Raw genomic sequence first — 11,980 nt, forward strand, 5'->3', positions numbered from 1 at the left:
GCACCTTCCCTAAGGTAAGGCTAATACAGATAAGGACTCCACTGAACCCCACCGATTAAATCGCACCTTCCTTAAGCCAGGCATGCAGCTCTTCAATTTGCGCCATGACTTCGGCATCCAGCACCAGATCGTTCCATTCCAGTGGCGATTCCAGTAAATGCGCCGGGAAGCTGGCGCTTAATTCAGGACGCAGCCGCTCGCCGGTCATAAAATAGTGCAGCCACTCTTCGTTTAAGCGATAGATACCCGCCCATTTGGGCACACCTTCATCGACAGGTAGCAGTTGAGTGACCTGCTCGGCCATCAGACGATGTTTGTTCGAGAAGAGCGCGTGAGTCTCAAGCCGCCATTCAGGGTTATTGGCGCTGATAAGAAAGTTGAGCGTCTGCCCGGTCAGAATAAAACCGCTAAAGGCTTTGTCACTGACGCCGCCAAATTCGGTAAATGGGCGATCGATAAGGCTGTTAAGACCAAAGAAAATATCGAGCGTATCGGGTTTCATACCGGGCGCCATGGCAAGCGCAAGGGCCAGGCGTTCAAACAGCGATAATTGCCAGTCAATAATCAGATCCGCATAAGGGGTTCCTTTGACTAATTCCGGCGGGGGAATATCTGCCCAGTGATGTTCATGCCCCTCTTGCTTGAGATAGCTGCAAATAACCTGATTGATAACCTGCGATAACCACGCCATCTCGTTATGGAGCACAATGACATTGTTCGCGTGTTGATGATTTTCAACATCTGCTTGTTGGGGCATGGCACATCCTTGAAAAGAGGTGTTCAGGCTCAGGTCTGCTGTTTTGCCAGAAGCGAATGCAACGCACTAATAATAGTTATAGCACGTTACGCGTATTGACTAATTTTTCAACACCCCTTTCTTCTCCTCGGGCCATAAAAAAATCCACGCGATTGCGTGGATCTTTTATTCAGCCGCAGCCCAAACCCAGCGAAACAGATCAGGGATGACGGCTGACTTGCGCGACACTGCTTAGTAGATCGCCACTTCCCGCGCCATTTCCCGGGTATAGCGCTGGCTGGCGTTGACCAGCATCCGGGTATAGGCGGTTTGTGCTTCGCCGTTGACCAGCGCATCTACCGTCAGCGTTTCAAGGATCTTGCCGTATTGCATCACCGCCACCTTCTGGCACAGATGAGCAATCACCCCCAGGTCGTGGGTCACCATCAGGTAGGTTAATTTCGCCTCCTGCTGAAGCGCCGCCAGCAGATTGAGGATTTCTGCCTGCACCGAGACATCCAGCGCCGAGGTCGGCTCATCCAGCAGCAGCACCTGCGGATCGAGGATCAAGGCTCTGGCAATGGCCACACGCTGGCGCTGCCCGCCGGAGAGCTGGTGCGGGTAGCGTTCACGAAACGCACGGGTTAAGCCAACCTTGTCCAATAAGGTATTAATGCGCCGGTCACGGTCGCCGATACCATGGATCTGCAGCGGCTCTTCGAGAATATCGCCGATGGTATGTCGCGGATGCAATGAGCCATAGGGATCCTGAAACACCATCTGCACCTGGCGACAGCGTTCGCGGCTGATCGCATGCGCCAGCGGCTGCCCGTTAAGGGCCAGCTCCCCCTGCCAGTGGGTAAATAACCCGGCCAGGCATTTCAGTACCGTGGTTTTGCCGGAACCCGACTCCCCCACCAGGCCATAGATCTCCCCAGCGTTAACATGAAAATTGACGTCATACAGCACCTGGTTACGTTTTTCCCCTTCGCCAAACGCCAGATTGAGATTTTTTACGTTAATCATCATCCCCTCCTTATTCCGTCAGCCAGCTGTTCTGGCGCTGCAATACCGGCAACACCGGGCGGCGATGCTGCATATCCGGCAGGGAGTTAATCAGCCCCTGCGTATAGGGGTGACGCGCGTTATCAAGGTCTGCGGCGGCGATGGATTCCACCACCCGCCCGGCGTACATCACCAGCACCCGATCGCAAAAGCTGCGCACCAGATTGATATCGTGGCTGATAAAAATCAGCCCCAGGCCGCGGGACTGCACCAGATCGTCCAGCAGGCCAAGCACCTGAAGACGTACCGACACATCGAGCGCTGACGTCGGCTCATCGGCGATCACCAGTTCCGGGTCGGTGATCAGCATCATCGCAATCATGATGCGCTGGCCCTGGCCGCCGGAAATCTCATGGGGATAGAGCTGATAGACGCGTTCCGGCTGGCGGATGCGCACGATATTCAGCATTTCCATCGCCTTCTCTTTGGCCTCGGCTTTGCGCCCTGGGTGATGGGTCAGCCAGGCCTCCGCTATCTGGTTGCCGACGCAGACCACCGGATTTAACGAATATTTGGGGTCCTGCATAATCATCGAGATACGTTTGCCGCGCACGGCGCGCATCTGTGCCTCGCTGAGATGCTGTAAATCCAGGTCGGCAAACTGCATCCGGCTGGCAGTCACCCGCGCCTTTTTCGGATGCAGCTGCAACAGCGCCCGGCCAACGGTCGATTTACCCGACCCGGATTCGCCGACAATCGCCAGTTTTTCCCGCCCCAACTGGAAGGAGACGCCGCGCACCGCGTGAGTTACCGCGCTGCCGTTAACAAAGTCGACGCACAAATCGCGCACGTCGAGCAGTGGAGCATTATTCGCTGCGAGGATCGAGGATGTCACGTAAGCCATCTCCTAAGAAGTTGAATGCCAGGCTGTTAATCAGAATAGCCAGCCCCGGGATCGTTACTACCCACCAGCACTCCATCATGTAAGTGCGACCGCTGGAAATCATCGCCCCCCACTCCGGCTCCGGCGGCTGGGCGCCAAGGCCAAGGAACCCCAGACCGGCGGCGGTCAAAATAATCCCGGCCATATTCATCGTAATGCGGATAATCACTGACGGCAGGCACAGCGGCACGATATGTCGCCATAACACCCTGGCCGATGACGCCCCCTGTAAGCGCACCGCGCAGATAAAATCGGCCTGCCGCAGTGACAGCGTTTCAGCGCGGGCCAGGCGGGCAATGGGCGGCCAGGCGGTGAGCGTGATGGCAATCACCACATGCTCCAGCCCCGGGCCTAAGGCGGCGACAAACGCCAGCGCCAGCACCAGACTTGGGAAGGAGATAAAAATATCGGTCACCCGCATCAGCACCATGTCGACCTTGCCGCCAAAATAGCCGGCGCTCACGCCGAGCAGCAGTCCGAGCGGGCCGACGGTTACCGACACCAGCAGCACGATATAGAGCGTGATCCGCGAGCCGTACACCAGGCGGCTAAAAATGTCGCGGCCAAACTCATCGGTACCAAACCAGTGCTGCGCATTGGGTGCCACTAACGCGCTGTTCAGGTCCTGCACCAGCGGGTTGTAGGGGGCAATCAGCGGGGCAAAAATCGCCACCACCAGCAGCAGAAAAATGATCCCGCCGCCGATAGCCGTAAGCGGATTTCGCGCCATTTTGCCGATAAACCCGGCCGTACGTTCTGCTGCGCGTTGCAGCCGCTGGCGGCCTTCGCCCGCGCCGCCAGAAAGCGGTGTTCCCAGAGAAACGGTCATGATTTAGTCCTCGGGTCAAAGAATTGGTACAGCATGTCCGAGAGCAGGTTAAGCATCACAAAGATGACGCCCACCAGCAGCACGCAGCCCATCACTGAGTTCATATCGCCCAGCAGCAGGCTGCCGGTCAGGTAGGAGCCAAAACCTGGCCAGGAGAAGACGGTTTCAATCAGTACCGCCCCTTCCAGTAATGCCCCGTAGGCCAGCGCCACCACCGTCAGCAACTGCACCAGAATGTTACGGAACGCATGGTTCCAGATGACCTGACGCTCGGTGAGCCCCTTCACCCGGGCGGTGATAATGAACTCCTGCAACAGCTGGGCCAGCATAAAACTGCGGGTCATACGGCTGATATAGGCCAGCGAGTGGAACCCAAGCAGCGAGGCGGGCAGTATCAGGTGGTTAATGGCATTCCAGAAAACCTGACTGTTGCCTGCCAGCAGCGCATCAACGGTCATCAGCCCGGTCCGGCGCGGCACGATGCCGTCCAGCCCAAGATCCAGACGCCCGGCGCCGCCGACCCAGCCAAGCCAGGCGTAGAACACCAGCAGTCCCATCATCCCGACCCAGAAAATCGGCGTCGAATAACCAGCGAGGCTGATAATGCGCACCACATAGTCGCTGAGGCTGTTACGCCTGGCCGCTGCCAGTACGCCCAGCGGGATCCCAAGACCCGCGCCCACGATAATGGCCATCGTCGCCAGCTCCATGGTGGCCGGGAAAACGCGAATGATATCGTCCACCACCGGCTTGCCGGTCAACAGCGCGTTACCCAGATCGCCATGCAGCAGGTTGACGAAATAGATACCAAACTGGGTGGTCAGTGATTTATCAAAGCCCAGTTGCTGATAAACCTGCTGGTAGGTGCTCTGGTCCGCATCCGGGCCGACAATCGCCAGCACCGGGTCGATGGGCATCACTCGCCCGATGGTGAAGGTCAGCAGCAACAGGCCGAACAGCGTAATCGCCACCTGAAGCAGTCGTTTCGACAGGCGCCGGGCGCGGGAGCCGGGCGCAAGGATTGCAATACTCATCCTTTCTCTCCTTCGCGGGTTTTATAGACGTCACGCAGAAAAGTGGTGGCGGAGGGATGGGGGTAATATTCCTGCACCTCGTTGCGGACCACCACGGAATCGACCATTTGCGAAAGCGGAATTAATGCCGGGATCAGTTCGTCATAGCGCGCCTGAATCGCCTGATAACTTGCCACCTGCTGCTGTGGGTTACGCTCCAGCAGGGCGCGGTCAATCATGGTATTCAGCTGCGGATCGTAAAAGCCGGTGCGCCAGCCCTGGAAGTTGGTCAGTCGCGCTTCATCGCTGTTATCCGGGTTATAGACCAGCGCGCGCAGGCTTGAGTGCGGATGCGGCTCCATCCCGCTGCCGCCGCGTCCGACCAGCAGATCGAACTTACGCTCGCGCATCGCGCCGTAAATCTGGTTGCCAGTGCCGGTCACGATTTTGGCGTTAATGCCCGCCTGCATCAGCGTCGACTGCACGGCAATGGCGATATTGAGGAATGGCTGATCGGAGAGCACCCGCAGCGTGGTATCAAAGCCGTTGGGATAGCCCGCTTCCGCGAGCAGTTTTTTTGCCCGCGCGACGTCAAGCGTATAGCCAGGATCCGGGAGCGTGGACGGCATACCGGACTTAATCGGTCGCTGATGCAGCACGCCGTAGCCCGGCATCAGCGCTTTATTGATGCCCTGGTAATCAATCAGATAGCGCACTGCCTCACGCACTTTCGGGTTGGCAAAGTGCGCTTCTTTCATACTCATCGCCACGTAGTACATGGTGCCGCGCTGTACCGCGTCGATGGTCAGTTGCGGATCGTGGCGCAGGGCGTTGATATCGGAAACCGCCATATTGCTGGCAATATCAAGATCGCCCTTTTCGATCATCAGACGCAGGGTTTGCGACTCCTGAAAGTGGCGCAGCACCACGCGGTTCATTTTCGCCTCGCCGCGCCAGTAATCGGGGTTACGCTTCATGCGCAGGACATCTTTGGCCTGCCAGGTTTCAAGGATAAACGGCCCGGAACCGGCCTCATGGGTGGTCAGCCAGCGGTTACCCCAGTCGTTATCCTGCTCGTGGCTCTGTACCGTTTTACTGTCGAGTACGCCAAGGTTGCCCAGCGCCGCCAGCGAGTAAATCACCAGTTGCGGATCGTTTTCTTTCGGTAACAGGATCTGTACGGTCGCGTCGTCCAGAGCGCTCACCTGGTTATCAATATTCTTCTTGCTGAAGCCGTAGGATTTCCACACCGAGGCCTGGGCCAGATTGAGATGCAAAATACGCCGCATTGACCACACCACATCGGCGGCGGTCAGCGGGTTGCCGGAGTGAAATTTCACGTTGTCGCGCAGATGGAAGGTCAGGGTTTTGCCGTCCGGGCTGATATCCCAGGCTTTCGCCAGCGCGGGCTTGACGTTGGTCAGTTGCTGAGGATCAAGCTCCACCAGCGAGTCATAGAGATTGACCACTATCCCCACCACTTCATTACCGGTCATCGCTGCCGGGTCGAGGGTGAGCAGGTTGTTCATATTCATGCCGATGATTAACTGGTCGGGCGGCGTTTTGGCCAGCGCCGCCCCGCTCCCCATCGACATGGCGAGCGCGAGTAAGCACGCTCCCAGCAAGGAAGTCTTTTTCATATCTGTCGCCTGTAGGGTACACGCCCGTCATCATTCGCATTGCGGCTGCTGACGGGCCTGGTTTAGATTTGTTATCCGTTCGCCCGATCCGATAAGCCTCAGGCTTTCGGAAATTTATTGTTAATCAGTCGTGGCTAAGGGTATTGGCTTCGATATAGGCAAAATTGATGTCTTCCCCGAGACCCGGGCGTTGCGACAAGTGGACAAAACCCTGCTCATCCATCGGATCAACAAGGCTGTTGAGATACGCGGCAGGCTGGTCGTAATCAAGGAAAGGATGGAGCAGACCGCGCTCATACCAGCGGCAGTTACGAATAGCCCCGACCACCGCCAGGCTTGCCGCGCCATTACCGTGAACTTCGCAATCCATCCCATAGGCTTCCGCCAGCGCGGCGACTTTCATAGTCGGGGTGATCCCGCCCACGCCGTTTGACCCCGCACGCAGGATGTCGCAGGCCCCGGCTTTCACCCATTCGGCGCGCATATGGTGTTTACCGCCAAAGCTCTCCGGGCCGACAATCGGGATCGTCAGGTTTTCCGCCAGCCACGCATAAGAAGACATCGAATCCTCTTCCATAGGTTCTTCAAACCAGGCGAAATTGAGTTTTTCCAGCTCTTTACCAATCCACAGCGCTTCGGTGCGGCTGTACCAGTGATAGCCGTCAATCATCAGGTCGATATCCGGCCCCACCGCTTCGCGTACCGCCGCACAGGCTTTAATGTCCATCTTCGGATTGGGCGCAAAAGAGACTGGCGGCATCCAGGTATGCAACTTAATGGCCTGATAGCCGCGAGCAACCAGCTTTTCAGCAAAGGCCGCATACTCATCCGGCGTCGACAGGCCGCCCGGCAGATCGTCGCCGCACATGGTGCTGCCGTAAGCCGGAACCTTATCGCGATAGCCGCCAAGCAGTTTGTAGACCGGCATATTGAGCTTGCGGCCAATTAAATCCCACAGCGCCTGCTCGACAAATGACAGCGCGCGCTCCGTCAGTTGATGGGCGCTGCCGCGCTGCCAGTGGTTAAGATCCTGCCAGATACGTTCGCGGTTAAAGGGATCCTGGCCAACCATCACTTTGCGGAAAAAGGTGTTTACGACAAAAGGCCGGACCACTTCCGGCGGCGCAAAAGAATAACCCTGAGTGCCATCATCGGCAGTGATGGTCAGCATGGCCATTTTCGCCATGCTTTCCGCTCCTGGATGGGAATGCCCGGCGCTGTCGGAAACCCGACAGGTGGGATAGTGGAAAACGGTGACATTTACAGATTCAATCTTCATTCTCTGTCCTTAGCGCAGTGCATGTTAGAACGCTTTCACCTATAAACCTGGTGAATAAATTAAGTTGATAAGGCGGTTTCATATTATTGAAAGCGCGTTTCAATAACCAATCTAAGCACAATTTTTGCGCCTTGCCTCGGACAATGCCCCCTAAGCGACAGCATATATTTGGGCATTGGCACGACAAAAGGTGAGTGTTTTCACAAATAAAAGACAAAGTGTGAGACCGATCAGGTAGCGGATCGCGGAATAAATACCGCAGTACTCAATTCAGAACAGAGCTCAACCCAGCCAAAAATGGCAGGTCCGATTGATTAAAGCTCCGCAGCAATACACCGATAACCCTGGTATGTGTTTTAAACCACCATAAGGATGACAAGATGAGTAGCATGAGCGTGACGGATCTCAGTCAGACTCAGACAGATGTGTTTAAAAAGTCAATCGCTACCCCGACCACGATCCGTCTCTCGCAGGAAAAAATCGACCGGATACATGCCGGAGAAGAGCCCGCGCCAGCCACAACAGACCTGAGTCCGGAAGCCATCGAAAAAGCGCAGAAAGAGGTCCTGCAAACCCGAAACGACATTATTGAGCTGAATAAAAGCAAGACCAATGCGGTCATTAATGACGTAGATACTTTCTTTTCTGGCATGCTGTCACAGGCTTCAGTCTCTTCGCTCGATATGGGCGGCCTTATCTCTGAAGCGCTCCAGTCACCTGATGGCGCAGGTAATGCCACCACCAGTGCGATGGATCTCTCAATGACCCAGGCAAAATTAAACGCGCTGGTGGAGAAATTTGTCCCTGCTGAACACCAGGCCGCAAGCTACGCTGAGATTGATCATTATGTGAGTAAAAAAGCCAGCGATCAGGATACCTTGTTAAAAGAGACGACCAGCAGCTCACTGGCCATCGCCAGTCAGCAGGGTGATTTGGCCGGGGTCGAGAAATATCAGCAGCAGCTTAACTTGCTTGATTCCGGCCAGCATGCAACTCAAATTGAACGCCAGACCATGCTCGACCTGACCAAAAGTACTACTGACAGCTCTGCATGGTTTTCCGGTCTGCGGCAAAGCGTCAACGCCAGTGCGGATACGGGATTTTTTAAAGACCTCGCCACCGCGCACATTGCAAAACTGGAGGCCCAGTGGCAGAAGTTTAGCCATCTGACCAGTAACGCCGCGGCCTGAAGCCCCCTGCTATCCTCCTGCTCCGCTGGCCTTCCTGCCAGCGGTTTTTTTGCTGCATTTCCCGTCCCAACGCTCTGATGGACAAATGAAAAGCTGAATCAGCAGTAAATTAATGGCAATTTTCATCAACTCATATTTAGGGGAGATTGCCGGATGTTTTCTCATATGCGCATTGCAAAACCTGTCACTGACCTGCAGCGTACATTTCTGATGTACAACCAGGGACTGGGGCTGGAAAAAATTGCTGAGTTCAACGATCACGATGGCTTTAGCGGTATAATGCTGGGCCAGCGCGAATTGCCCTGGCACATTGAATTTACAAACTGTCATCAGCATCCCGTTGTGCCTTCCTCAACCGCAGAAGACCTGCTGGTACTTTATTATCCGGATAAAGACGAATGGCAGGATGTCTGCCGGAGAATGATCGATGCAGGTTTTCGCCAGTGTGATTCTTTTAATCCTTACTGGGATGTTTTTGGCCGTACCTATATTGATTGCGACGGATACCGGATAGTTATCCAGAACAGAGCATGGGCATAATCTTTATTAAGCAAGGGAGAAGTCATGAAGTTATTTACCACCGAACGTACTGACGTTTATCTACTGACTGCGGATCTGGCACCGGCATTACAGGTTTTTCTGCTGAGCAACCGAGAGAATTTTGCCCCCTTTGAACCCCTGCGCGATGAGCATTATTTCACCTTATCCAGTATTGATGAACGGATTAACAATTCACTTCGCGATTATCAGGAACGTAAGGGGATCCTGCTTGTTTTCACCCTGAAAGACGACCAAAAAATAGTCGGCAGCATTAATTTTACCAATTTTGTCTACGGTGTCTTTCAGGCCGGATACCTCGGTTTCTCTGTCGATCATGCCTGTCAGGGCAAAGGTCTGATGAGCGAAGCGCTCAGCAAAGCAATTGATTATATCCAGCAGAATTACAACCTGCACCGCATCATGGCGAATCATTTGCCGTCAAATATCAGAAGCAGCAATACCCTCCAGAGATTAGGATTCAAAAAAGAGGGATATGCCAGTTCTTATCTGAAAATAAACGGCAGCTGGCAGGATCATGTTCTCAACTCGCTGGTGCTCCCCGAGATGACGGAAACACTGGATCCCGCATAATATGGCCAGTAAACACCGCTGAATGCCTGCGCGTTACCTGCGCTCTTCATATTTGCTGCGCTTATGCTGATACAAAAGTTCGTCGGCTTTGAGCATCGCCACTTCCAGGGTGTCGTCCTGCCGCAATTGCCAGGCGCCCCAGGAAAAGGCCACTAACTTTTCCACATCGATGGTGGATAAATATCCCTGCGTCCGACTGATTACATCCCGTGATTTATTAAGGGAATAATCGATGAGGATCAAAATGAATTCATCACCGCCCAGTCGGATAGCATAATCGCTTTTCCGAATAGCCTGACCCAGCGCCTGCCCCAGATACTGTATCGCTTTATCGCCCATATGATGACCGAGGTTATCATTGATTCTTTTTAGTCCGTCACTGTCGATAGCGACTACCGTAACAGGGATATTTCGGGCAACAAGTCTGGATATTTTTTGTTCAAGATCCGGAGTGATAACTTTTCGGTTATAGAGACCCGTCATGGCATCTGTCACGTTGTCTCTGGAAAGGGATTCCTGTCTGATTAATTGCTTACGGACATAATGGCATAATAACCAGCTTATCGGCACATAGATCACCATCAGCCAGAAGGTGGCAATCAACACGTAAATAGCATCCAGCCTGATATGAAGCGTGTAATACTGGGTAATGCTATCCTCAAACTTAATAAAATTAAATGAGCTGATGTGCGGTCTATAAAAGCTGATCTCTTCGCTGGTTAAATTGTCTTTCACGTACAGTGAAAGAAAATGCCATAGCAATGGGCGATCCTGGGTTTTAAAGGATATAACCAGATCATTGATGTTGATATCCGTTATCAGGATCCCTTTTACCTTGTCATTCAGAAAAACGGGGGTGAGCATACTGATAATATTACTTTTGCTATAGCCATCCTGGTATATGTGAGAGACGATGCTTTCCCCCAACATCAGGTCATCCAGCGCCCGATCGTCAATGCTCAGGGTATGTGCGCTGCGCGCAATATTTATCCGACCGTCGTTATCAACCAGCCAGTTGCTGAAGGTATACTCATGGGTGTTAACCAGCTTATTGATATAAATATAGTTATGCATCAGGTCAATATAGTAACGGATATTGTTAAAGGCATAACCAGTATAGTTTGAGAAGCTGTAGCGGTTGCCGACACCCGACTCCGTTTCATTAATCACCCTCAGAGCCTGAGTATCCTGCACCCACTGTTCACAGTCCCGGTTGCGGGTCTGCAAAGTTCCGGCAAGAGTTTTCTCACGTTGTGTCACCAGATTAAACCCTAAGAGCGTTCCTGTGGATTCAAGTCGATCGCAGGTGACGGCCTCGCCACTCCCGGCATGGGATGCCATGTTTGTGGCGGTGATGAATGCCCGCGATAGCCTGGTGGCAATATTCTGGTTGGTGACTTCTTCGTGAAAAAGCGCAGATTTGCCGTTTTCAGCAATGTAGCTCATATACTTCTGCAAACTGCGAATTTCACGGGCCATCAGCGCGATAAATATCAGCGTCGTGCCGACAATAATAATTAGCAGGGCGCTGACATATTTTCGCCTGGACAAGATGGTTAACTCCTGGTGAGGCCACCGACAAATAACAACAAGTATAGCACCGGTCAGATACTGAGTAATTGCTCAGGGCTTACGGGTTTGTTGGCTATTTGTTCCCCAGCGGCAGAGTGCACAAAAAGCAGCAGATCGGCCTGGGTTAAGGGTCTGGAAAACAAAAATCCCTGAAATACAGTACAACCATATTTTTTCATCATCGCCCACTGCTGCTCAGTTTCGATCCCTTCAGCCACGACTTCGAGGTCAAGTTCACTGCCCATGCGGGCGATATTCTTCGCAATGACCGAGCCTTTATCACTTTCCGTGGCGCTGGTGATAAAACTCCTGTCGATTTTAATCTGTTCCAGCGGCAATCCGCGTAGGGTACTGAGGGAAGAAAATCCGGTGCCGAAATCGTCGAGGGAAAATCTGAATCCCACCGCCGCTAACTCATTCATTCTGGCCGCAACCGTTTGTGGATCTGAAACAAATACACTTTCAGTTAGCTCCAGATGTACCTGGTTGCAGGGAATATTATGCGTACTGGCGCGATGCAGAAGTTTACGTACAAAACCCGGCTGCATCAGATGATCGGCCGTAAGATTAAGGAAGGTGCGATTTAATCGGTGGGGTTCAGTGGAGTCCTTATCTGTATTAGCCTTACCTTAGCTGAGCTGT

General features: G+C 53.5%; 11 protein-coding genes and 1 pseudogene. 3 read left to right on the plus strand and 9 right to left on the minus strand.

Annotation, left to right across the window (positions count from 1 at the left end; translation table 11 throughout):
- Positions 1–55: 55 nt before the first annotated feature.
- The 7 genes from ACSZO4_RS21805 to ACSZO4_RS21835 all read right to left on the minus strand — a co-directional run bounded on the left by ACSZO4_RS21805 (position 56) and on the right by ACSZO4_RS21835 (position 7,445).
- Positions 56–757 carry a hypothetical protein gene (locus ACSZO4_RS21805; RefSeq protein ID WP_437891155.1) on the minus strand — a complete coding sequence of 234 codons (702 nt, stop codon included), beginning with the start codon at positions 755–757 and terminating at the stop codon, positions 56–58.
- A gap of 231 nt (positions 758–988) precedes the next feature.
- Positions 989–1,762 (minus strand): ABC transporter ATP-binding protein, encoded by a 774-nt coding sequence (locus ACSZO4_RS21810; protein WP_437891164.1) that lies wholly within the window; start codon positions 1,760–1,762, stop codon positions 989–991.
- 10 nt (positions 1,763–1,772) lie between these two features.
- Entirely contained in the window at positions 1,773–2,636 is an 864-nt protein-coding gene (locus tag ACSZO4_RS21815) for an ABC transporter ATP-binding protein (protein WP_437891165.1), read from the minus strand.
- A complete protein-coding gene (locus tag ACSZO4_RS21820) occupies positions 2,608–3,513 on the minus strand; it encodes an ABC transporter permease (RefSeq protein WP_437891156.1) in 906 nt (301 codons plus the stop codon). Before ACSZO4_RS21820 ends, ACSZO4_RS21815 begins: the two co-directional genes overlap by 29 nt.
- Positions 3,510–4,547 (minus strand): ABC transporter permease, encoded by a 1,038-nt coding sequence (locus ACSZO4_RS21825; RefSeq protein ID WP_437891157.1) that lies wholly within the window; start codon positions 4,545–4,547, stop codon positions 3,510–3,512. Before ACSZO4_RS21825 ends, ACSZO4_RS21820 begins: the two co-directional genes overlap by 4 nt.
- Positions 4,544–6,166: an ABC transporter substrate-binding protein gene (locus ACSZO4_RS21830; RefSeq protein ID WP_437891158.1), complete on the minus strand. Its 1,623-nt coding sequence runs from the start codon at positions 6,164–6,166 to the stop codon at positions 4,544–4,546. The genes ACSZO4_RS21825 and ACSZO4_RS21830 overlap by 4 nt, the downstream gene beginning before the upstream one ends.
- A gap of 124 nt (positions 6,167–6,290) precedes the next feature.
- Complete coding sequence (locus ACSZO4_RS21835; RefSeq protein WP_437891159.1) at positions 6,291–7,445, minus strand: mandelate racemase family protein; 1,155 nt, start codon at positions 7,443–7,445, stop codon at positions 6,291–6,293.
- Between the two features lie 380 nt (positions 7,446–7,825).
- On the opposite strand from ACSZO4_RS21835, the gene ACSZO4_RS21840 reads away from it, so the two are divergent.
- The 3 genes from ACSZO4_RS21840 (at position 7,826) to ACSZO4_RS21850 (ending at position 9,766) form a co-directional block, all read left to right on the plus strand.
- Positions 7,826–8,635 carry a hypothetical protein gene (locus ACSZO4_RS21840; protein ID WP_437891160.1) on the plus strand — a complete coding sequence of 270 codons (810 nt, stop codon included), beginning with the start codon at positions 7,826–7,828 and terminating at the stop codon, positions 8,633–8,635.
- 153 nt (positions 8,636–8,788) lie between these two features.
- Positions 8,789–9,175: a VOC family protein gene (locus tag ACSZO4_RS21845; RefSeq protein ID WP_437891161.1), complete on the plus strand. Its 387-nt coding sequence runs from the start codon at positions 8,789–8,791 to the stop codon at positions 9,173–9,175.
- Positions 9,176–9,199: 24 nt separating this feature from the next.
- Positions 9,200–9,766: a GNAT family N-acetyltransferase gene (locus ACSZO4_RS21850; protein WP_437891162.1), complete on the plus strand. Its 567-nt coding sequence runs from the start codon at positions 9,200–9,202 to the stop codon at positions 9,764–9,766.
- Between the two features lie 33 nt (positions 9,767–9,799).
- Here ACSZO4_RS21850 and dgcJ read toward each other — a convergent pair whose 3' ends face one another.
- Positions 9,800–11,317, minus strand: coding sequence for a diguanylate cyclase DgcJ (gene dgcJ, locus ACSZO4_RS21855; RefSeq protein ID WP_437891163.1), 1,518 nt, complete (start codon positions 11,315–11,317; stop codon positions 9,800–9,802).
- A gap of 53 nt (positions 11,318–11,370) precedes the next feature.
- Positions 11,371–11,928 (minus strand): annotated as a pseudogene (locus ACSZO4_RS21860) (EAL domain-containing protein); the annotation flags it as partial.
- Between the last annotated feature and the right edge of the window lie 52 nt (positions 11,929–11,980).

This window comes from Phytobacter sp. V91, assembly GCF_965644225.1.
In the GTDB taxonomy this organism is placed as follows: Bacteria; Pseudomonadota; Gammaproteobacteria; order Enterobacterales; family Enterobacteriaceae; genus CBFFRJ01.

Bases quoted from the DNA above. Each gene is read 5' to 3' on its own strand.
- ACSZO4_RS21840 (WP_437891160.1), top strand. From the start codon at position 7,826: ATGAGTAGCATGAGCGTGACGGATCTCAGTCAGACTCAGACAGATGTG.
- ACSZO4_RS21850 (WP_437891162.1), top strand. From the start codon at position 9,200: ATGAAGTTATTTACCACCGAACGTACTGACGTTTATCTACTGACTGCG.
- ACSZO4_RS21825 (WP_437891157.1), bottom strand. From the start codon at position 4,547: ATGAGTATTGCAATCCTTGCGCCCGGCTCCCGCGCCCGGCGCCTGTCG.
- ACSZO4_RS21845 (WP_437891161.1), top strand. From the start codon at position 8,789: ATGTTTTCTCATATGCGCATTGCAAAACCTGTCACTGACCTGCAGCGT.
- ACSZO4_RS21835 (WP_437891159.1), bottom strand. From the start codon at position 7,445: ATGAAGATTGAATCTGTAAATGTCACCGTTTTCCACTATCCCACCTGT.
- ACSZO4_RS21830 (WP_437891158.1), bottom strand. From the start codon at position 6,166: ATGAAAAAGACTTCCTTGCTGGGAGCGTGCTTACTCGCGCTCGCCATG.
- ACSZO4_RS21820 (WP_437891156.1), bottom strand. From the start codon at position 3,513: ATGACCGTTTCTCTGGGAACACCGCTTTCTGGCGGCGCGGGCGAAGGC.
- ACSZO4_RS21810 (WP_437891164.1), bottom strand. From the start codon at position 1,762: ATGATTAACGTAAAAAATCTCAATCTGGCGTTTGGCGAAGGGGAAAAA.
- ACSZO4_RS21805 (WP_437891155.1), bottom strand. From the start codon at position 757: ATGCCCCAACAAGCAGATGTTGAAAATCATCAACACGCGAACAATGTC.